Below are 20920 nucleotides of genomic sequence, written 5' to 3' on the forward strand. Positions count from 1 at the left end.
GTACCCGTGCGCCGTGCACGCACTCACCCCGTCGCGGGACGAACGGGGCCCGGATGGACGGTCAGGCGGTGACCGCGGGCACGGCCTGCGGGCTGCGCTCCTGGTCCGAGCCGGGTACCGGCTCGGAGGGGTCCGCGCCGAGAGCCACGATCCGGTTGCCGGCGTCGACGTGCACGACCCGGGGGCGCAGGGCGCGGGCCTCGGCGTCGGAGACCTGGGCGTAGCTGATGATGATCACGAGGTCGCCGGGGTGCACCAGGTGGGCTGCCGCACCGTTGATGCCGATCACGCCGGAGCCGCGCTCTCCCTCGATGACGTACGTCTCCAGGCGGGCGCCGTTGGTGATGTCGACGATGTGGACCAGCTCGCCGGGCAGCAGGTCGGCGGCGTCGAGCAGATCGGCGTCGATGGTCACGGACCCGACGTAGTGCAGGTCGGCCTGGGTGACGGTGGCACGGTGGATCTTGGACTTGAACATGGTACGCAGCATTGAGCGCTCCCAGAATTCGGCTCCCTGCCCGCTTTTGCAGGTCAAGGGCTATTTCTTCTCGGACCAGGGTACGGAACGGCTTCGTGAGCCACACCGAGATCCTCACCACAGCGCAACCGGGCCGGGTAAGCCGCTGAGGGCCCGCGCTACGCGGTCAGCGCTGTCACCCGGCGCATCACGTCATGGCAGAACGCCCCGACCCCGTCCGGGTCGTCGATGAACTGGTTCGGCTTGATGCAGAAGGTCGTGAAGCCCTGTGCGAGCTGTTCCGGGATCGACGCCAGGGCCGCACCGAGATCCGCCGTGGAGCGGTCGTCGGGGAAGACGGCCTGCGTGCCGCCGATCATTTCCAGGTCGGTGACGTCCCGGCCGGCCGCCGCCATGGCTTCCTTCAGCAGCTGCATGTCCTGCGGCGTGGGCCTGCCCAGAGGGTGGAAGCCGTGGCCGTACCGGACGAGCCTGCGCAGGACGGGGCCCTGCAGGCGCTGTCCGCCGAACCACAGTCGCGGGCCCTCCGGTCGGTACGCCTTGGGCTCGAAGTAGACGTCCCGGAACGGGTAGTGCTCGCTGTCGTGCGAGATCGGGGACGGCCCCCATGCCTTCGCCCAGACGTCCAGGTGCTCGTCGAGCAGCCGCCCCCGCCTGCCGAAGGGGACTCCCAGGGCGTCGTACTCGTCCCGGCTCCAGCTGACCGTGGGCTGGACCAGCAGCCGCCCCTCACTGATCAGGTCGAGGGTGCCCAACTCCCGCGCCATGAGCAGCGGATGGCGCAGCGGGGCGAGGACGGCCGCGGCGGCCAGCCGCAGACGTTCGGTTACGGAGGCGATGGCGGCGAGCAGGAGCAGCGAGTTGGGCCAGGGGGTGTACGGGTCCTGGTTGCCCGGGAGGGCATAGTCGCGCGGGTTGCCCATGATGCCGTCGGCACCGGCGTCGGGGCCGAGCACGATGTGTTCGCTGACCATCACCGAGTCGAAGCCCGCGTCCTCGGCCTCGCGGGCCCACCGGACCGCCTTGGGCAGGTCGGCGCGACCGCCGGTCAGGGTCCAGTTCTCGCTGAGGACGAGCAGCATGCGGGGTGTGGTGGTCATCCGGGTTCCCTCTCCACGAAGTACTCGAGGTCCTCGGGCGCGGGCCGCAGCACACCGTCACGCACGGCGAGCGCCGTTGCCTCGGCGCGGGAGCAGCAGCCGGTCTTGCGCAGCAGGTGCTCGATGTGGCTGTGCACCGTGCGCGGCGACAGGAACAGGGCCTGCGCGATGGCCTGGTTGGTCTGGCCCCGGGCGGCTCGCGTGAGAACCTCGAGTTCGCGCGGGCTCAGGCCGTACGGCAGCTCGGCGCGCTCCTCGTACACCAGCACCGCCTCGCGTGCCGCCGGACCCGCCGTGCACCGTTGCAGCACCACCCGGCACCATCCGGACCCGACCGGCCACAGCGCCCGCAACCGCAGCCCTCGCGAGAGCGTGAACGCCTCCGTGAGCCGCCGGAAGTCCTCGTCGCCCAGCGCCCCGGCGGGCGCCCGGCCAGGCAGGTCGATGACGCCGTCGGGGATGACGAGGTTCGCCGCAGCCCCCGCCGGGACTTCGTGGAAGCCACCGGCGTGTGCGGTGGGGTCGGCGAGGGCGCCCAGTGCGGGCAGGATCGAGGCGAGGAGTTGTCTCGCCTCGGTGTCGTAGATGTCCGCGCCTTCCGCGGAGAGGTGGATCAGGCCGACGAGGCGCCCTTGGTGGCGCAGCGCCCCGGTCAGCCCGTCGCGAAAGCCGGCGGGGCGGACCCGCTCTGCGTAGAACCAGCCGTGCCTGAAGCGCGGTCCGGGATCGTCGGCGTCCTCGGAAATGGAGCGCGGCAGCTCCTGCCGTACGACGTTGGCGTACCACGGGGTCGAGACGAACTCGGCGGCCAGGGCCTGCGAGGCCGCGGCGGGGTAGCCGACACCGGCGATCTGCAGGTGCGTCCCGGAGACAGGGTCGATCCCGAGCAGGGACGCGGCGTCGAACGGAAGGGCTCGGCCGAGTTCCTGCATGGCCTGAGCGCAGGCCGTGGCGGTGTCGCGCTCGCGCGTGAGCATGCCGATGCGCGTCGCGGCGGCGATCTGCTGGTGGCCGAGCATGCGAGCCTCCCGACGGCTCTTGTCGCTACGAGGATTGTTCGGACCGATTGTTTGGGCCCTAACGATATGCGGGATACAGGGCGCCGGACAAGCCGTTTGCCGTTCTGTGACAGGGCCTCTCCCGGTCGGCGCCAGGGCACTCGGAGAGTCGGTATTTGTACGGATGGCCAGGCACGTGGTCCGGGGCTTTCCTGTTGGGCACAGCCGGACGCCCGCCATGACGGGCCCGTTCACCTGGGAGAGCCCCGCCATGACCAGATTCCCGCATGCCGTGTCCACGGCCTCACGCCGGCAGTTCCTCGCATGGTCCGGCGGCATCACGGCGGCCACCGCACTGGCCACCGCGGGCTGTTCGGCACCGGACGACGGCGCCGGCTCGACCGCCGCGGCCGCCGGCTCGTCGCCGGGGGCCAAGTCCCTCGGCAAGATCGGCCTGGATTATCCGTTCACCCAGCTCCCCCTGTACTCGACGCTGGTGAAACTTTCCACCAAGGCCGCGAAGAAGCACGGCATCACCCTGCTGACCACGAGCGACGCGAGCAGCGCCGACACTCAGGCCACCAATCTGAGCGCCTGGGTCTCGCAGAAGGTCCCGGCCATCGTGTCGTTCCCGATGGTCTTCGAGGCCACCGAGGCCACCGCCAAGCGGGCGCTGGACTCCGGGCTGATCTGGGTGACGTACGGCGGAACGCTGCAACACCAGAGCGCGGACATCCAGTTCAGCTTCCTCGAGGGCGGCACTCTGCTCGGGGAGGCCGCCGCGCAGTGGGCCAACGAACGGCTCGGCGGCAAGGGCAAGATCGCGTTCCTCACCGACAGCACGATCCAGCTGGGCCGCGAGCGCACCAAGGGCATGATCGACGCCTTCACCGAGCACGCACCCGGTGTCGACGTGGTCGCGAAGGAGCAGGCCATCGACCCGGACACCGGGCTCTCGAAGACCCGGGCCATCCTCGCCAAGCACCCCGACCTCAACATCGTCCTCGGGGTCACGGACGCCGCCGCGTACGGCGGCTTCAAGGCCCTCCAGCAGACAGGGCGGGCGAAGGCCGACGCCAAGACCTTCGTCGGCGGGCAGGACGGCGCCGCCCCTTCCCTCCTCGCCATCAAACAGGGCACGTTCTACCGGGCCTCCGCCGCGCTGGCACCGAACGACATCGCGAACGCCGTCGTCGACGTGCCGCTGGCTGTCGCCGCCGGGAAGGCCAACCCCAGCGCCCAGGTGCCGATCACGCTCGTCCAGCACGCCGACACCGCGCGGATCGACGACCTGCTTGCGCAGAACTCCTAGGCGGCCGGCATGACGGGCATGACGGAACCGAATCTCCGTATCCGCGGACTGAGCAAGTCCTTCGGTGGCGTCCGGGCACTGGACGGCGTGGACCTCACCGTCCCGGCGGGCCAGGTGCACGCCCTCCTCGGCCACAACGGCGCCGGCAAGTCCACCCTGATCAAGTGCCTCGGCGGGGCCTTCCCGCCGGACGCGGGCACGATCGAGGTGGGTGGCAGCAGCCACACACGGCTGAGTCCGCGTGAGTCGATCGCCGCCGGAGTGGCGATCATCTTCCAGACGCTCAGCGTCGTCGACTCCCTGACGGTGGCCGAGAACATCTTCCTCGGCCAGGAGTGGACCAAGTACGGCCGGATCGACCGCCGGGCCCAGGAGGACGTCGCGGCCGGACTGCTCCAGCGGGTGGCGGCGAACTGCTCCCCTCGCGACCGGGTGGGCGAACTTCCCATGGGACAACGGCAGTTGGTGGAGATCGCCAAGGCGCTCAGCCGCAGCGCCTCGGTCCTCGTCCTGGACGAGCCCACCGCCGCCCTGTCCGGGGCCGAGAGCGACGCGCTGGCCGAACGGGTGGAGGACCTGCGCACCCAAGGGCTGGCCATCGTGTACGTCACCCATCTGCTGGCCGAGGTGGAGCGGCTGGCGGACGCCGTGACGGTGCTGCGGGACGGGCGCGTGACCCATCACTCGGAGGTGTCGGGGCGGGGCCGACAGGAGTTGGTCGAGGCGATCGTCGGCCCGGCGCCTCCTCTCTCGCCGGGCGCGACAGCGGACGCACCGGCAGACTCCGGCGCGCCGCGCACGCCCTGCCTCACGGTGGACGGCCTGCGGGGCCCCGGATTCGGTCCCGTCGACGTGGACGTGGCCGAGGGCGAGATCGTCGGCCTGTTCGGACTCATCGGTTCCGGCCGTACGCGCGTCCTGGAGACGCTCTTCGGCAGACGCCGCGCATCGGATGGGACCGTGCACGTCAAAGACCGTGCCGTCGAAGCCACCCGGCCTGCCGACGCACTGGCCGCGGGGATCGCCCTCGTACCGGCGGACCGGCGCAGACAGGGCCTGTTCCCGGTGCTGAGCGCGCAGGACAACGCGCTGCTGCCGGCGATCCGTCCGCTCGCCCGGCGCGGCGTACGGGCGCTGCGCGCCGAGCGGCGGATCTTCGGCTCGCTGTGCGACGCAGTGGGGCTGCGCCCGGCCCGGCCGGGCCTGCCGGCGGCCGCCTTCTCCGGCGGGAACCAGCAGAAGCTTGTCCTCGGCCGCTGGATCAACGAGGCGCACCACGTCGACGTTCTGCTCCTCGACGAGCCCACCCAAGGCGTCGACGTGGGCGCCCGGCAGGAGATCTACCAGGTCGTCTCCTCGCTCGCCGCGCAGCGCGGCACAGCCGTGCTGTTCGCGTCCAGCGATCCGGAGGAAGTCGTCGCACTCGCCCACCGCTGCCTGATCGTCTCCTCCGGACGGATCGTCGGCGAGCTCGGCGGCGCCGGACTCACCGAGGCCGCGCTCCTGTCGGCCGTCCACGACACCGCCCCCGCGACCTCAAAAGGAGCGGCATGACCACCGCGACCACCTTCCCCGCCGACCGCCTCGTTCCTGGCCCGCGCGCCCTGGCCGGCAGCGGACTCGACGCCGTGCGGCGGCATCCGCTGCTCATCGTCCTCGTCCTGATGGTGCTGGTGTTCCAGCTGACGACGGGGAGCTTCCTCGACGGGGGCAACCTGCGCGGCATCGCCACCGACGCGGCCACCCTCACCCTCGTGGCCGTGCCTCTGGCGCTGCTGGTCATCAGCGGTTACCTCGATCTGTCGGTCGGCTCCACCGTCGCTCTGGGCGGGCTGGTCGCCGGTTGGCTCGCCGGGCAGCAGCACCAGTCACCGGTCGTCGCCGTGCTCGGCGCACTGGCCGTGGGTGCGGCGGTGGGCGCCGTGAACGGCGTCCTGTGCTGCTATCTGGGGTTGTCCTCGTTCATCGTGACGCTGGGCATGCTGGCCGCGGTGCGCGGACTCGCGCAGCAGCTCTTCCCGCTGCCGCTGAGCAGCTTCGGCTCCGGGTTCGCCTGGCTCGGCGGGTCACGTATCGCCGGGATCGACGCGCCGGTCGTCATCGCCGTACTGGTGCTCGTCGCCGGTGCGCTGTTCCTGGCCCTCACCCCGGCCGGGCGGCACGTCTTCGCCATCGGCGTCAACCGGGAGGCCGCCTATCTCTCCGGCATCAGCATCCGCCGTACGCCCTTCGCACTGTTCGTCGTCACCTCGGTCGCGGCGGCCCTGGCCGGCGCGATCAAGGCGTCCGTACTGGACAGCGTGGTCGCCGGGACCTCGGGGGCCGGCTTCGAACTGACCGTGCTCACCGCGGTCCTGCTCGGCGGAGTCGCGCTCACCGGCGGCTCGGGCTCCGTCTTCGGAGTGCTGCTCGGCGTACTGTTCCTGGGCTGTCTGCAGAACGGGCTGACGCTGCTGAACGTACCGACGTTCTGGCAGCAGATGGCCCAGGGCATCGCCCTGGTGGCGGGCGCGGCGCTCGCCTACTTCGGTCCGCGGCTGACGCGGTGACCCGTCCCACGACCTTCACGTCCCAGAGAGGATTCGCGTGAGCGACAGCGCCCCCACCCTCATCCTGACCGGCGGCCAGGTCCTGACCGTCGACGACGGCTTCACCGTGGCCGAAGGTGTGGCCGTGCGCGGCCGGACCATCGTCGCCGCCGGCACCGACGCCGAGATCCGCGCCCTGGCCGGGCCCGGCACGCGCGTCGTCGAACTGGGCGGCCGGTCCGTACTGCCCGGCATCAACGACTCTCACCTGCACGGGGCCGCGTACGGCATGACCAAGCCGCCCTTCGCCATCGCCGTCGGCCATCCGGCGGTGGCGTCGATCGCCGACATCGCCGCAGCCGTGCGGAGTCAGGTGCAAGCCTCCCGGCCCGGCGAGTGGATCATCGGCCTCGGCTGGGACCCCGGCTACCTGGCGGAGTGTCTCGCCGATCCCCGTCGCTTCCCCCACCGGCGGGATCTCGACATCGTGGCGCCGGACAACCCGGTCTGCCTGACCGACTTCTCCTCGCACATGGTGTGGGTCAACAGCGCGGCCCTGCGCCAGTGCGGCATCGACGCGTCGAGTGTGCCCCCGTCGGGCGGTGTCATCGACCTCGACCCGGACGGCGAGCCCGCCGGCATCCTGCGCGAGGCCGCCCAGGGACTCGTCCAGGCCGCGCTCCCCTCCCCCACCGTCCCCCAGCGCCGCGAGGCCATCCGGAACGTGATCGCCGAACTCCACTCGCGCGGCATCACCAGCTACACCGAGCCCGGCCTCGGTCCCGGCGGCGCCACGACCCTCTTCGGCGGGCTGAGCACCGACAACTGGACCGCGTACGCCGACCTCGCGGCCACCGGCGGCCTCGATGCCCGGGTCAGCGTCCTGCTGCTGCCCGCGCCGATGGGCGGCTCCGCAGACGACGTACGCAAGGGCCTGGCCGAACTGCGGCGCCCGGAGTCTGCCGACCCCCGGCTCCTGCGCGCCATCGGCGTCAAGATCTTCGCCGACGGAGTACCGCCGAACCGTACGGCCTGGATGAACGAGCCGTACGCCGACGGCGGCCACGGCGCGCTGTGCGTGCACGGCGACACTCCCGCACTCCAGGTCGACGAGCTGCGCGAGATGATCCGGATCGCCCACGAGGCGGGCTTCCAGCTGGGCGTGCACGTCACCGGAGACCGGGCGATCGACACGGTCGTGGACGCGTTCGTCGCGGCCGACGAGGCGGCACCCCGGCCCGACGCCCGGCACTACGTCATCCACGGTGACTTCATCGGCCCCGGCAGCCTCGCGAAACTCGCCGCACACGGTTACGGCATCAACATGAACCCGGCCATCAAGTGGACCATCTCCGACCTGATGGACGAGGTGGTGGGTGCCGAACGCTCCGCCTGCCAATGGCCCGTGCGGTCCGCCGTCGAGGCCGGCGTCGCGGTCTGCGCCAGCTCCGACGCCCCGATCACGGAGCCCGACTGGCGGCAGGGAGTGGCCGCGATGATGCTGCGGGAGTCGAAGGCGAGCGGCCGGCGCAGCGGCCCGGAGCAGTGTGTGGGCCTCGCCGAGGCCCTGCGTGCGTACACGGTCAATGCGGCCCGTCAGGACTTCGCGGAGGAGTGGAAGGGGTCCATCGAAGTCGGCAAGGTCGCGGATCTGTGCGTACTGGACCGACCACTGCTGGAACTGGATCCCCACGAAATCACGGACGCGGAGGTGGACTTGACGGTGTTCGACGGGCGTGTCGTCCACGAGCGCTGAGCGCCATGCGGTCGTGACACCGGAGGAGTGTCCGAGGGCCCGCATCGCCCTCGGGCACTCTCTTCGTACAATTTGAGGCCGAACGGTCAATGCACAACGAGGGAGCGCCCGTGCCCGGCCAGCGATCCATCACCGAAGCCGAGAAGCTCGCCGCGGCGAAACTCGGCGGCATCCCGATCCGCCGGGACCAGATGGCGGCCGTGGCCAACATCTACCGGGCCGCCTCGGCGGTCCGCCAGCACCTGGAGAACTCCGTGCTGCGCGGCTCCGATCTGACGTGGACGGCTTTCGTGGTGCTGTGGGTCGTGTGGGTGTGGGGCGAGTCGGAGACCCGGCATGTGGCCGAGGAGGCCGGCATCTCCAAGGGGACGCTCACCGGGGTGTCGCGCACGCTGGAATCGCGCGGGCTGCTCAGCAGGGCGGGGCACCCCTCGGACGGGAGGCTGGTCCTGCTGAGCCTCACCGACGAGGGTGAGCGGCTGATGCGGCGGCTGTTCCCGCAGTTCAACGAGGAGGAGGCGTTCGTCACCGGGCAGTTGACGGATGAGGAGTGCCGGAGTCTGGCCGAGGACCTGCGGCGCGTTGTGCTGCAGGTCGAGGAGAACGGCGAGGAGCGCCGCCAGTCGCTGCTGAACGGGGCAGAGCCCGCTCCTCGCCGCAGCGGGCGACGCCCGAAGGGCTGAGAGCCCTTCGCTGTGAGCTTCAGCGGGCCGCTCGCACGAGCGCCGCGAAGAGATCGTGCTGGGCGGCGTCCTCGTGCGCGGTGTCCTCGGGGTGCCACTGGACGGCGGTGAACCAACCGCGCGCTCCGGCGAGTTCGAGGCCTTCCGGAGTTCCGTCGGCCGCCCGTGCGGTGACCTCCAGGCCCTCACCGAGTCGGTCCACTCGCTGGTGGTGGTAGCAGGAGGCTTCGGCCTTCTCCGCTCCGGTGGCCTGTTCCAGCAGCGTGCCGCGCCGGATCGCCACCGGATGAACGAGGTGCCGGTGTTCGCGCTGCGGACCGCCCATGTCCTGTTCCAGCGTGCCGCCCAGGGCGACGTTGACGACCTGCATACCTCGGCAGACCGCCAGCAGGGGCAGGCCCGACTCCAGCGCCCGCAGGGCGACTTGGAGGTCGAAGGTGTCCTGGAGGTCGTCGACGTCGTAGACGCTGTCGTGCGTGTCGGTGGCGCCGTACCGGTGCGGGGCGAGGTCGCCGCCGCCGGGGAGCAGGACCCCGTCGAAGCGGGCGAGGCGGGCCTCCACATCGGTGTCGGCGGGGTGCAGGCTCACCGGTTCACCGCCGGCCCGCCATACGGACTCGATCAGGGCGCGGGCATTGACCTCGGCGGCGTGGCGCAGGGCGGAGGTGGTGGCGGCGAAGCGGGCGGGGATCGCGATGAGGGGGCGGGCCGGACTGGAGGTCACAGCTGGATCCAGGTGGTCTTGAGTTCGGTGTACTTCTCGATGGCGTGGACGGACTTGTCCCGGCCGTTGCCCGACTGCTTCATGCCGCCGAAAGGGACGGTCAGGTCGCCCTCCTCGTAGCAGTTGACCCAGACCGTGCCGGCCTTCAGCGCCCGCGAGACCCGGTGGGCGGTGGACAGATCGGAGGTCCACAGGCCGGCGGCGAGGCCGTACTCGGTGGCGTTGGCGAGCCGTATCGCCTCGTCCAGGTCGTCAAAGGCGAGCACGGACAGGACGGGCCCGAAGATCTCCTCGCGGGCCAGCCGCATGCCGGGCTCCACCCGGTCGAAGACCGTCGGTTCCAGGTACGTGCCTCCCGTGCCGGTGAGGATGCGCTCGCCGCCGGCCCGCAGCCGGGCGCCCTCGTCCAGACCGGTGCCGATGTGGTCCCGTACGCGGCTCAGGTGGGCCTCGCCGACCAGGGCGCCCATCTCGGTGGCCGGGTCGAGGGGGTCGCCGACGCGCAGTTCCCGGGCGCGCGCCACGACGGCCGCGACGACGCGTTCGGCGATCGAGGAGTGCACCAGCAGCCGGGAGGGGGCGGTGCACATCTCGCCCTGGTTGAAGAAGATGCCCCAGGCGGCGGTGGCGGCGGCCTTCTCCAGGTCGGGGGCGTCGGGAAGGATGATGTTGGGCGATTTGCCGCCCAGTTCCAGCCAGACGCGTTTGAGGTTGGAGTCGGCCGCGTAGCGCAGGAAGTGGCGGCCGACGGCGGTGGAGCCGGTGAAGGCGAGGACGTCCACGTCCGGGTGCAGTCCGAGGGCCCGGCCGGCGACCGGGCCGTTGCCGTTGACGATGTTGAGCACACCCGGCGGCAGCCCGGCCTCGGTGGCGAGCCGGCCCAGGAGGAGCGCGGACAGCGGCGAGTTCTCGGAGGGCTTGAGGACGACCGTGCAGCCGGCGGCGAGCGCCGGGGCGATCTTCCAACTCGCCAGGGTGAGCGGGAAGTTCCAGGGCACGACCGCGCCCACGACACCGGACGGTTCTCGGGTGATCAGTGCGAGGGCGTCCGGCGCGCTGTGGGGGGCCTCGTCGGTGAGCTTGTCCGCCAGCTGCCCGTACCAGCGGAAGGTGTTGATGGCGGCGCGCAGTTCGATGTCGTACGCGTCCGTGATCGGCTTGCCCATCTCCAGGCTGATGGTCAGCGCGAGCTTCTCGCGCTGCTCGTCGAGCAGTTCGGCGATGCGCAGCAGGGTCCGACCGCGGTCGGCGGGCGCGAGACGGGGCCAGGGGCCGGAGTCGAAGGCCCGGCGCGCGGCGGCCACGGCTGCGTCCACCTCGGCGGCGCCCCCGTCGGCGATCTCGGTCACCACCTGACCGTCCCGGGGGGAGACGACCGTGAAGGCCGCTCCGCCGCCGTCCTCGTCGGCGCCGTCGATGTGGTGGGCGCCGGACACCTCGAAGGTCTTGGCGCGGCGAAGCCACTCGTCGTGGGTGATGTCCGGCATGCGTGGCCTCCAGCTCACGGCAGTAATTTCATTTGATCTCAAACGATATGACCCGGGTGGACCCGGTACAAGAGCCCCCGACGGGCCGGGCGAACACCCGCCACCTGGTCGACGACTTCCTTGACCGGGTGGCGGGTGAGGCGGACTGACGCTCCGCCCTGGGGGGTACGTCAACCGCCGCTGGCCGCCCCGCGCCTCATCGTGGCCGCGACGGTACTCAGGGCCAGCACTGCCGGGACGGTGAGTCCGAGCCAGAGGGCGGTGGCCGGGTCGCCGCCGATGAGCGTGGTGAAGTTCTCGACGATCAGCCAGATCGCGCCGACGATGCCGAGTGCGCCCAGGGCCGGGGCGATCAGTGTGTTCCAGGGCCGGGTGTCCAGGCGTTCCCGGCGGAAGAAGGCGACCACGGAGACCGAGGTCAGGAGGTACAGCAGCATGATCCCCAGGACGGCCACTCCGCTGCCCCAGGAGAACAGGGTCAGGACCGGGTCCTTGCCGGCCAGCGCGAAGGGGGTCACCAGCAGGACGGCGACGGCCGTCTGGACAGTGCCCGCCACACCGGGAGAGTGGCGGCGGTTGATCGACGTCAGCCTGCGGGGCAGCAGCCCGTCGCGACCGAGGGAGAACAGGTAGCGGTTGGCGGAGTTGTGGAAGGCGAGGATGCCCGCGAAGAGCGAGGTGGCCAGCAGGACGGGCAGGACGTCGTTGACCCAGGTGCCGAACTGGTCGGCGATGGGCGCGAAGACGAAGGCCGTCGAGTCGCCGCCCTCCAGCGCTTTGCCGGCGGCCGCGGTCGCGTTCGAGGGGCCGTAGGCGGAGATCAGCATCCAGGAGGCGAAGGCGAAGAAGCCGGTGACGAGGGCGACGGCCAGATAGGTGGCCCGGGGCACCGTTCTGCGGGGTTCGCGCGCCTCCTCGCCGTAGATCGCGGTGGCCTCGAAGCCGATCATCGAGGCGACGGAGAACATCAGCGCCACGCCCGGGGCCCCGTCGAGCGCCGCCACCGGCGAGAAGGACTCGCTGAAGGCGAGGCCCTCGGGCCCACCACCCTGGACGAAGGTGACGAGAGCGAAGGCGCTGAGGATGCTGAACTCCGCCAGGACGAAGACCGCCAGCACCTTGGCGCCCATCTCGATGCCCGAGGCTCCCAGGACCTGGACGATCGCCATGGTGACCAGGACGCACACCCACCAGGGCACGTCCGCCCCCGTGTGGTGTGCCAGCAGACTGCTGACGGTCGCTCCGTAGAGGCCGTACATGGCGGCCTGGATCGCGCAGTAGGCGAAGAGTGCGACGCCGGCGCTGCCGGTGCCGACGTGCCGGCCGAGGCCCTTGCCGATGTACGTGTAGAAGGCACCGGCGTTCACCACGTGCCGGCCCATGGCCACGAAGCCGACCGAGAACAACAGCGTGATCACCCCGGCCGCCACATAGGTGGCAGGGGCGCCGGGTCCGTTGCCGAGGGCGACGGAGAGGGGAACAGCGCCCGCGACGCCGGTGAGCGGCGCCTGGGCGGACAGAACGAAGAAGAGGATGCCCAGGACGCCGAGCGAGTTGGGCTTGAGCCTGCCTGTGGTGGAGGTGTCGGGCGCGGCCTGGTTGCCGACCGCTGTCTGACTGTCCACTCGGATCACCTGCCAGAGAAGGAGGATGGTCGTTTCAGGCCAAACGAGTTGCCCCATGGTGGGCTGGAACTATCCGTTTGACAAGGGGGAGCTCCGGGATTTCCGCCGGAGTTGTCCTCAGCGCGTTTCTGAGCAGCGCGAACGAGGCCCAAATGCCCAGTCGGACGGCCCGTTGGGCCTTGCCTAGCGGTTTGCCGAGCCGGTGTCGCCTTCGGCTTCGAGGAGCCGGAGCAGGTGGCGCAGCTCCTCGACGGCCGCGTCGGTGGTCTCGGGCTCGCCGAAGACGAGCTGGTGCAGCACGATCCCGTCAAGGGCCGCGAAGACCAGTCGGGTCAAGGGGTGGCCCGCGTCGTCGGGGAGGATCCGGGACAGCTCGCGCTTGGTGGCGTCGAAGTAGGCGTCGTACAGCGCGCGGATCTGCGGCAGCAGCTCCGGCCGCCGCCGTGACTCCAGCAGCAGCTCGTACTGGAACGCCTGGATGTCCGGATCCGCCGTGACCATCTCGGAGAGCCCGACCGAGAAGTCGGCGACCTTGCCCGTGCCGGGTTCGAGCGCGCTGGTGCTCAGCGAGGTGCGGATCGCGTGGGCGAGCGCCTCCTCGATCAGCGCGTCGCGCGAGCCGAAGTGGTGGACGACCAGCCCGTGCGTGGTCCCCGCCTCCTGCGCGACGGCCCGGTAGGTGAGCTTGCGCAGCCCGCCCCGCGCCACGACCCGCACAGCGGCGTTGAGCAGCGCCTCGCGGCCCTCCCCGTAGTTCATGCGCCTGCGCGGCTCACGACCTTCGGGCTGCTCGACGGACTCGGTCATGCCGTTGACCATACCCGCCCGCCCGTTCACCGCTTGGGCGGACGGATGCCACGGAACTCCCAGTCGCCGCCGAGCGCCGTGGACAGCACCTCCTCGGACTCGGTGGGTTGCGCGCCGACGTCGGTACGGACGGGCGCCGGACCGGTGACGACGTGGTTGGTGAGGCGGCCCAGGCCCTCGACCTCCACCTCGACCACGTCACCCGGCTGTACGGGACGGGAGTTGGCGGGAGTGCCGGACAGCAGCACGTCACCGGGGTGGAGGGTGATGGTGCGGGCGATGTCGGCGACGAGGTAGTGCATGTCCCACTTCATCTCGTCGGTCGAACCGTCCTGGACGACCTCGCCGTTGACGTACGTTCGCAGCCGCTTGCCGTGGAAGTCCCAGTCGGTGACGAGCCCCGGGCCGAGTGGGCAGAGGGTGTCGGAGCCCTTCACCCGGAGCATGGAGCCGGCGTCGGTGTCGCGGAAGTCGTGCAGGCCGTAGTCGTTGGCGACGGTGTAACCCGCGATGTACTCACCTGCCTGGGCCTGCGAGATGTTGCGCGCCGTCTTCCCGATCACGATGGCGACCTCGCCCTCGTAGTTGAGCCACTTGCAGCCGTCGGGGCGGACGACGGCGCCCTGGTGGGAGTTCAGTGAGGAGGTCGGCTTGTGGAAGTAGGTGGGGGTGTCGGGAAGTTGGATCTGGAACTCGTCGACGCGGCTGCGGTGGTTGAGGTGGACGGCGATCACCTTGGAGGGGACGACCGGGGGCAGATGCCGGGCGTCGTCGGTCTTCACACGGCGGCCGTCCCCGGCGACGAGTTCGTCCCCGTCGACGGTGACCTGGACGGCGGCGCCGTCCAGCAGGATGCGGCGGTATTCGGGCATGGCGATTCTCCTGGTCACAACTGGGCGGAGGGGGTGTGCAGGCCGTTTCCGGTCCAGCCGTCGGCCGGGCGGTCGAACCACAGGTGGACCTGGCCGGTGCCGACGGAGTTCTCGTACTCGCCGTACTGCCGGGCCTTCGCGACGCACGCCTGCTCACCGAGCGCGCCGGCCATCATCAGGTAGTGGAAGAACTTCGCCTCCGGCTTGAACTTCCAGAACTCGTCCATGCGGTCGAGGACCTTGTCGTGGCGGCCCTCCTTGAACCAGGCGATGCGTTCGTAGTCGGCCTCGCGGGCCTCCGGCGTGCGGATGTGCACCGGGTCGCTGGCCTCGTGGTCGCGGATCTCCCGCAGCGGCCAGAAGGTGTGCGACAGCGCGCCCGAGGCGATGAGCAGGACGCGCCGCCCGGGGGTGGCGGCGATCCCGTCCGCGAGCGCACGGCCGAGGCGGAGGTGGTCCTCCATGTCGCCGGTCTGGCAGACGCCGATGGTCACCCATCGCTTGTCCGAGAGCCCCTCGCCGAGAAACTTCCACAGGTTGATGGTGGCGTAGTAGATCGGCAGGTAGTCGTCGTCGATCGCGGTGATCCAGGTGCCGTGCTTGTCGGCGAACTTCTCGATGTTGCGGGCGAGTTCCGGATCGCCGGGGAAGTCGTACGGCATCCGGCACATGCCGCGCGGCAGCTCCTCGGACGTGAACAGGCCCGCGCGCCGCTGCTGGGCGGTGATGACGAACTCGACGGTGGTGGCCCAGTGGGAGTCGAGGACGACGACGGTGTCGTACTCGCCTGCGGTACCGCGCTCGAAGACGTCCCTGCGGAGCTGCTGGAGGCCGGTGACGAGGGTGATCTCCTTGCCCTCGTTCAGTTCCAGCCGGTCGGACTCCGGGAGCACGATGGTGGGCACGTGGGCGAGAAGCCCCGCCCCGACGATCTCACCCATGGTTCTTCCATCCGTTCGGGGCGGTCACGGTGTTCTTCAGGTCGCAGTAGAAGTCGAAGCTCCAGGTGCCGCCCTCACGGCCGACACCGGAGAGGCGGGACCCGCCGAAGGGTGCCTGGAGGTCGCGTACGAAGAAGCAGTTGACCCAGACCGTGCCCGCCACCAGCTGGGCGCTGACGCGTTCGGCGCGCTCCTGGTCGCCGGTGGCGAGGGTGGCGGCCAGCCCGAAGTGGGTGCCGCCCGCGAGGTGGACGGCTTCTTCCTCGGTGGCGAAGGTCTGGAGGGTCAGTACCGGCCCGAAGACCTCCTCCTGGACGATCTCCGAGTCCTGGGCGACATCCGTGAGGAGCGTCGGCGCGTAGTACTGGCCGTCTTTGCGGTGGCCGCCGATGACCGCGCGGGCCCCGCCTTCGAGCGCCCGCTGCACGAAGCCGTCGATCTTCTCCAGCTGGCGGGGGTGGATGTTGGGCCCGATGTCGGTGACCTCCTCCCGAGGGTCGCCCTGCTTCAACCGCGCCGCCTTCTCCACGAAGCGGCGCGTGAACTCCTCGGCGACCGACTCCTCGACGAGGATGCGGGTCGCGGCGAGGCAGACCTGCCCGGCGTTGTCGTACTGCTCGACCGCGAGGTCGACGGCAAGGTCCAGATCGGCGTCGGCGAACACCAACAGGGGTGATTTGCCGCCGAGTTCGAGACTGAGCGGGGTGAGGTTCGGCGCGGCGGACGCAGCGATACGACGCGCCGTCGGCACCGACCCCGTGAAGCTGATCCGGCGCACGTCCGGGTGCGAGGTGAGGGCGTCGCCGATCTCGGCGCCGTAACCCTGGACGACGTTGAGGACACCGGCCGGGAGCCCGGCCTGGGCGGCGATGTCGGCGAGCAGCGAGGCGGTCAGCGGGGACCACTCGGCCGGCTTGAGGATCACGGTGTTGCCGGCCGCCAGGGCAGGGGCGACCTTCCAAGTGGCCAGCATCAGCGGCGCGTTCCACGGGGTGATCAGTACGGAGGGGCCCGCCGGGTCCCAGCTCACGTGGTTCGTGTGGCCCCGGGTCTCGAAGTCCTCATGGTCCAGCTTCAGCAGCCAGTCCGCGAAGAAACGGAAGTTGTGGGCGACGCGCGGCATGACGCCCTGGCGGTGGGAGCGGAGCAGGGCGCCGTTGTCGGTGGTCTCGACGATGGCCAGCTCTTCGATCCGCTTCTCGACGCCGTCGGCGATGGCGTGCAGGATGCGGGCACGTTCGGCGCGGGGGGTGGCAGCCCAGGCGGGGAAGGCCGCCTTGGCGGCGGCCACGGCGGCGTGGGCCTCCGCCGGGGTGCCGCGGCTGATCTCCCCGAGGACGCTTCCATCGATCGGAGAGAGGTCGGTGAAGGTGTCGGCGGAGGCGACGCGTTGGCCTCCGATCCATTGCCGGGGGTCGACGGTGACTCCGGCGACCGTGATGTTGTCGGGCATGCGAAAAGGGCTCCAATCAAACAAGGGGTCAGGGATACCCACCTGGGGGCGCGGGACTGTATCGATTTGCGGCTTCGCCGCGATGGGGGTCCACCCGCTCATGGGGGTCCCCCCGCTCGAGCGAAGCCGAGAGTGGGGGAGAAGCCGAGAGTGGGGGAGCGACCAGCCACGAACAACCCGCAGCCGGTCACCGACCTCACTCGGCAGACGCTCCCGACGTACCGGACTCCAGCAGTCGACCGCCGTCCCAAACCACCCCAACCTGCCGGTAGTACGCTGCGATCGACTCCCGAACCTCCAGCCGCGCCAGCTCCTCCGTGGGTGCCTCGAACAACTCCAACTCCGCATCCCCGACCCACGGCTGCCCGCCCTCAAAAGACGCCGCTCCCGACTCGACCAGCTCATCCAGCGCGAGCCCCTTGCCCTTCTCAATGGACGGCAGCCACCGGTGATGCGCCATGGGATGGCCGTTGACGAACCCGTTCGTCTCCGACGGCTCCCGCAGAGTCACCACGGCCTGGGCCAACCGCCGGTCCGCCGCAGCCAACGTCGCCCCGAACCGCGCCCCCGTCTCGATCCGCGGGGCAGGCCCATACGGATGGGGCCGCGTCTGATGGATGGACCCGAGCTTCTTCGGATACCCCTGGTGCAGCCCCCGGGCGATGGCGAAGTCCTTGTCCACCCAGATGTACACGCAGCGCGAGTACGTCTGTCCCCGGAACTTGCAGCGCACGACCGCGAAGGCCTCCTTGTACTGGGAGAGCACCGGATCCAGCAGTTCGTCCCCGGACTCCGAGCAGGACTGCCAGTCGGCCCAGATCAGCGCTACCGCGCCCGGGTCCTCGTCTGCCAACTCCAGCGGCTCGGGCAGCAGTTCACGAACCCGCGAGGGATCTGTGCGGTACTCGACGGTCAACAGATCACCGGAGTAACACCACGGCGGCGACGGAATCAGCGACGAGGCACCACTCGCCGTCTTGGGATGGAAGTAACCACGGAGACTGGCCACTTGGAGCTCCTTACGCGGTGAGGGCGGGTTGCTTGAGCAGGTGGGCGCGATACTTGGCGGCACCCATCGCGGCCGCTTGGCCGCCGAGCGCGACGACGCCGACGAGTCGACCGTCGACGTGGTAACCGACGAGGACGTCACCGTCCGGCTCGCCGTCCAGCACTCGCACGTCATCGAGGCCGAGACCGGGCGCCCCGAACGACTGGAGCCGGAAGTCGTGCTGGTCGCTCCAGAAGGTGGGCAGTGGTGCGAAGGGCGCCAACTCCCCGTCCCCACCAGCCAGATGAGCGGCCAGCGTCTTCGCGGCATGCTTGGCGGTGTCGGTGGGGATCGACCAGTGCTCGACACGGCGCGGTACGCCGTCGTAGCGGGCGTTGGGGAAGCGGGCGACGTCGCCGACCGCGACCACCTCCGGATGTCCGCCGGCCCGCAGGTGCTCGTCGGTGAGGACACCGTCGGACAGGTCCAGCCCGTTGCCCTGAAGCCACTCGGTGTTGGCAACCGAGCCGACCGATTCCACGACCACGTCGGCGGGCAGCACGGAACCGTCGGCGAGGACGACACCGGTCACACTCCCCCCGCTGCCTCCCCCAGCTACCGTCGGGGGTGCGCCCGGAGGTGCCCCCACGTCACCCTCGAACCCGGCGACTCCCGTGCCGAGGGCGAAGCGAACCCCCCGCTCCTCGTGCCGCTTCAGCAGCGCGCGGGCCAGTAGTTCGCCCAGCGGGCCCACCATGGGCAGGGGCAGCGGATCGACGACGGTCACCTCGCGAACGCCGAGTCCTACGGCGGTGGCGGCGACCTCACAGCCGATGAAGCCGGCGCCGACCACGACGACACGGGCACCGGGCCGGGTCAGTTCGGCTCGCAGGCCCTGGGCGTCGGCGAGCGTACGGACCGTGTGGCGGCCGGCGAGCGGCCCGGGGCAGAGCAGCCGGCGGGGCCGCATGCCGGTGGCGACGACCAGACCGTCGTACGAGAGGGGGGATCCGTCGTCGAGTTCCACGGTCCGGTCGGCGAAGTGCGCCGCGACGACCTTCGTGCCGAGCCGCCACTCCACATCGGCCGCCGAGGCCTTCGGGGTGAAGGCCAGGGACTCGAACGGCGCCTTCCCGGCCAGCACTTCCTTCGACAGCGGCGGTCGGTTGTAGGGCATGTGGGGTTCGTCCCCGACGACCGTGATCGCGCCGGTCCAGCCCGCCGCACGTAGTTGCTCGGCGGCGCGCAGGCCGCCCATCGAGGCGCCGGCTACGACGATGCGTCGGGCCATGGTCTCAGTCCTCGATCCGGACGGCCTGCAGCGGACACACGTCTGCGGCTTCCTCGACCTCGTCGCGCAGGGCGTCGTCCGGGTGGGCGACGTAGGCCAGGTGGCCTGCGTCGTCCATCGAGAAGACGTCGGGGGCCGCGAAGACACACTGGCCGTGGTCCTGGCACTTGTTCATGTCGACGACGACCTTCATGGCGGTCCTCCTGAGGGTGAGGGCGTCGGAGCAGGGCAGGGAGGGGCGGTGGGGAGGGACCCGGCCGTGCGGCCAGGCCCCTCTGCCAAAGGAGTGCGACAGTGCCGCACCCCTGACTCGTTTGGCTTCAAACAAGATAGGAAGCGGAGGGGCCCTGGTCAATACCTGTCCAGGTGGATAAATTCTTGCGACCACCCTCTTGCGGAATGACTGACCCCTCCATACCGTTCGGGATCAAACGACTAGCCCGGAGCCCTTCCCGCACCGCTCCAGGCCCGCGTCGTCCTCACGCCACCCCGCCCATCCGCCCAAGGAGACACCGGTGAGCGCCCAAGACATCCCTGACATCCGCCGGTACCAGGAGCGGCTCGCCGCCGAGGGCATCGACGTGGTCCGGGTGATCTACCCGGACCTGATCGGCACGGACCGCGCCCGCGACGTCCTGACCGACCACCTGCCGACGGCCTGCGAGCAAGGCCTGGCCTTCTGCCGGGCCGTGTTCCACACCAGCCCGCAGGGCGATGTCGTCCCGGTCGCGGGCGGCCTGGACGCGGGCCTGCCGGACGTGACCGTACGCCCCGATCTGTCCACCCTGTCCGCCCTGCCCTGGGAGCCCGGCGTCGCCGTCTGCCTCGGCGAGGTCAGCGACCCGGCGACCGGAGCCCCCGCCGCCGAATCACCGCGCGACCTGCTGCGCGCGGTCCTGGCCAGGTGTGCCGAGCAGGGGCTGCACCCCGTGGTGGGCCCCGAGCTCGAGTACTTCCTGCTGGAGCCGGCCCCCGGCACCCCCACCGGCTGGCGCCGGGCCCCGGAGACCACCGGCGCCGTGTACACCGCCGGACTGCGCGCCGACCCCGGCAACCACCTGCTGCGCACCCTGCGACAACTGCGCGACGCGGGCCTCGGCGTCGTCACCGGCAACCACGAGTTCGACGGCGGCCAGTACGAGATCAACCTCAACCATTCCGCGGCCCTGGACGCCGCCGACCGCGCCTTCCGGTTCAAGGCGGCCGTGAAGGAACTCGCCCGCAAGGAAGGCAACTTGGCCACCTTCATGGCCAAACCCTTCGGCGACACCGGTGGCTCCGGCTTCCACCTCCACCTGTCCTGCGGGGACGCCGACGGACGCAACGCCTTCGACGGCCCCTCCGGCGCGTACGGTCTGTCCACCGCCGCCCGGCACGCGCTCGCAGGCATCATCGCCCACGCTCCCGCGCTCACCGCACTCGCCAACCCGACGGTCAACTCGTACAAGCGCTTCGGTCCCGACAGCCTCGCTCCCTGGCTGATCGACTGGGGGCTGGACAATCGCAGCGCCATGGTCCGCATCCCGCCCGAGCGAGGCTCCGGCGCCCGCTTGGAGCTGCGGCTCGGCGACGCCGGCGCCAATCCGTACCTGCTGATCGCCGGTACCCTCGCCGCCGCGTTGCTCGGTCTCCAGGCGGGAGAAGAGCCCCCGGCGCCGCTGGAGGGCTACGGCTACGACACGGCCAGGTCCGCCGTGCTGCCGATGAGCCTGCCCGCGGCCCTGGACGCGCTGGAGGCGGACACCGCCCTGACCGAGGTGCTCGGCAAGGACTTCACCACCTCATTCCTGACCTACAAGCGCAACGAGGTCGAACGCTTCCAACGGCACGTCACCGACTGGGAGTTCACCGAGTACGCCTACCACCTGTGACGCCGT

Annotated in this window: 19 protein-coding genes; 6 read left to right on the forward strand and 13 right to left on the reverse strand. The window is 70.7% G+C overall.

Annotation, left to right across the window (positions count from 1 at the left end):
• Positions 1-61: 61 nt before the first annotated feature.
• The 3 genes from panD to ACGFNK_RS24045 form a co-directional block, all read right to left on the reverse strand.
• Positions 62-490, reverse strand: a complete 429-nt coding sequence (panD, locus tag ACGFNK_RS24035; RefSeq protein WP_393419012.1) for an aspartate 1-decarboxylase — start codon at positions 488-490, stop codon at positions 62-64.
• Between the two features lie 146 nt (positions 491-636).
• Positions 637-1578, reverse strand: coding sequence for a TIGR03619 family F420-dependent LLM class oxidoreductase (locus ACGFNK_RS24040; protein WP_393419014.1), 942 nt, complete (start codon positions 1576-1578; stop codon positions 637-639).
• Entirely contained in the window at positions 1575-2597 is a 1023-nt protein-coding gene (locus tag ACGFNK_RS24045; RefSeq protein WP_393419016.1) for a response regulator transcription factor, read from the reverse strand. Before ACGFNK_RS24045 ends, ACGFNK_RS24040 begins: the two co-directional genes overlap by 4 nt.
• Before the next feature lie 250 nt (positions 2598-2847).
• Between ACGFNK_RS24045 and ACGFNK_RS24050 the strand changes: the two genes are divergently transcribed.
• The 5 genes from ACGFNK_RS24050 to ACGFNK_RS24070 all read left to right on the forward strand — a co-directional run bounded on the left by ACGFNK_RS24050 (position 2848) and on the right by ACGFNK_RS24070 (position 8855).
• On the forward strand, positions 2848-3888 hold the full coding sequence (locus tag ACGFNK_RS24050) for a sugar ABC transporter substrate-binding protein (RefSeq protein WP_393419018.1): 1041 nt from the start codon (positions 2848-2850) through the stop codon (positions 3886-3888).
• A gap of 18 nt (positions 3889-3906) precedes the next feature.
• Positions 3907-5442, forward strand: a complete 1536-nt coding sequence (locus ACGFNK_RS24055) for a sugar ABC transporter ATP-binding protein (RefSeq protein ID WP_393419020.1) — start codon at positions 3907-3909, stop codon at positions 5440-5442.
• Positions 5439-6437 carry an ABC transporter permease gene (locus ACGFNK_RS24060; RefSeq protein WP_393419022.1) on the forward strand — a complete coding sequence of 333 codons (999 nt, stop codon included), beginning with the start codon at positions 5439-5441 and terminating at the stop codon, positions 6435-6437. The genes ACGFNK_RS24055 and ACGFNK_RS24060 overlap by 4 nt, the downstream gene beginning before the upstream one ends.
• A 37-nt stretch (positions 6438-6474) precedes the next feature.
• Positions 6475-8172 (forward strand): amidohydrolase, encoded by a 1698-nt coding sequence (locus ACGFNK_RS24065; protein ID WP_393419024.1) that lies wholly within the window; start codon positions 6475-6477, stop codon positions 8170-8172.
• A 110-nt stretch (positions 8173-8282) separates the two neighbouring features.
• The gene (locus ACGFNK_RS24070) at positions 8283-8855 is read left to right on the forward strand and encodes a MarR family winged helix-turn-helix transcriptional regulator (RefSeq protein WP_344397565.1); all 573 of its coding nucleotides are present in this window, start codon (positions 8283-8285) and stop codon (positions 8853-8855) included.
• 19 nt (positions 8856-8874) lie between these two features.
• Here ACGFNK_RS24070 and ACGFNK_RS24075 read toward each other — a convergent pair whose 3' ends face one another.
• The 10 genes from ACGFNK_RS24075 to ACGFNK_RS24120 all read right to left on the reverse strand — a co-directional run bounded on the left by ACGFNK_RS24075 (position 8875) and on the right by ACGFNK_RS24120 (position 19236).
• Positions 8875-9579, reverse strand: a complete 705-nt coding sequence (locus tag ACGFNK_RS24075) for a gamma-glutamyl-gamma-aminobutyrate hydrolase family protein (RefSeq protein WP_393419026.1) — start codon at positions 9577-9579, stop codon at positions 8875-8877.
• Positions 9576-11066 (reverse strand): aldehyde dehydrogenase, encoded by a 1491-nt coding sequence (locus ACGFNK_RS24080; protein WP_393419028.1) that lies wholly within the window; start codon positions 11064-11066, stop codon positions 9576-9578. The genes ACGFNK_RS24075 and ACGFNK_RS24080 overlap by 4 nt, the downstream gene beginning before the upstream one ends.
• A 170-nt stretch (positions 11067-11236) precedes the next feature.
• Positions 11237-12691, reverse strand: coding sequence for an APC family permease (locus tag ACGFNK_RS24085; RefSeq protein ID WP_393419030.1), 1455 nt, complete (start codon positions 12689-12691; stop codon positions 11237-11239).
• Positions 12692-12874: 183 nt separating this feature from the next.
• A complete protein-coding gene (locus ACGFNK_RS24090) occupies positions 12875-13498 on the reverse strand; it encodes a TetR/AcrR family transcriptional regulator (protein WP_393419032.1) in 624 nt (207 codons plus the stop codon).
• A gap of 26 nt (positions 13499-13524) precedes the next feature.
• Positions 13525-14370: a fumarylacetoacetate hydrolase family protein gene (locus tag ACGFNK_RS24095; protein ID WP_393419034.1), complete on the reverse strand. Its 846-nt coding sequence runs from the start codon at positions 14368-14370 to the stop codon at positions 13525-13527.
• Positions 14371-14384: 14 nt separating this feature from the next.
• The gene (locus ACGFNK_RS24100) at positions 14385-15311 is read right to left on the reverse strand and encodes a 3,4-dihydroxyphenylacetate 2,3-dioxygenase (RefSeq protein WP_393419036.1); all 927 of its coding nucleotides are present in this window, start codon (positions 15309-15311) and stop codon (positions 14385-14387) included.
• The gene (locus ACGFNK_RS24105) at positions 15304-16764 is read right to left on the reverse strand and encodes an aldehyde dehydrogenase (protein WP_393419038.1); all 1461 of its coding nucleotides are present in this window, start codon (positions 16762-16764) and stop codon (positions 15304-15306) included. The genes ACGFNK_RS24100 and ACGFNK_RS24105 overlap by 8 nt, the downstream gene beginning before the upstream one ends.
• Positions 16765-16960: 196 nt before the next feature.
• A complete protein-coding gene (locus tag ACGFNK_RS24110; protein ID WP_393419040.1) occupies positions 16961-17773 on the reverse strand; it encodes an acetoacetate decarboxylase family protein in 813 nt (270 codons plus the stop codon).
• A gap of 10 nt (positions 17774-17783) precedes the next feature.
• The gene (locus tag ACGFNK_RS24115; RefSeq protein ID WP_393419042.1) at positions 17784-19043 is read right to left on the reverse strand and encodes an NAD(P)/FAD-dependent oxidoreductase; all 1260 of its coding nucleotides are present in this window, start codon (positions 19041-19043) and stop codon (positions 17784-17786) included.
• A gap of 4 nt (positions 19044-19047) precedes the next feature.
• Positions 19048-19236: a ferredoxin gene (locus ACGFNK_RS24120; RefSeq protein ID WP_388668815.1), complete on the reverse strand. Its 189-nt coding sequence runs from the start codon at positions 19234-19236 to the stop codon at positions 19048-19050.
• Between the two features lie 322 nt (positions 19237-19558).
• Between ACGFNK_RS24120 and ACGFNK_RS24125 the strand changes: the two genes are divergently transcribed.
• Complete coding sequence (locus ACGFNK_RS24125) at positions 19559-20914, forward strand: glutamine synthetase family protein (protein ID WP_393419044.1); 1356 nt, start codon at positions 19559-19561, stop codon at positions 20912-20914.
• The last annotated feature ends 6 nt before the right edge of the window (positions 20915-20920 follow it).

Origin of the sequence: Streptomyces sp. NPDC048825 (assembly GCF_043198355.1) — a bacterium.
Classification (GTDB): Bacteria; Actinomycetota; Actinomycetes; order Streptomycetales; family Streptomycetaceae; genus Streptomyces; species Streptomyces xiangluensis.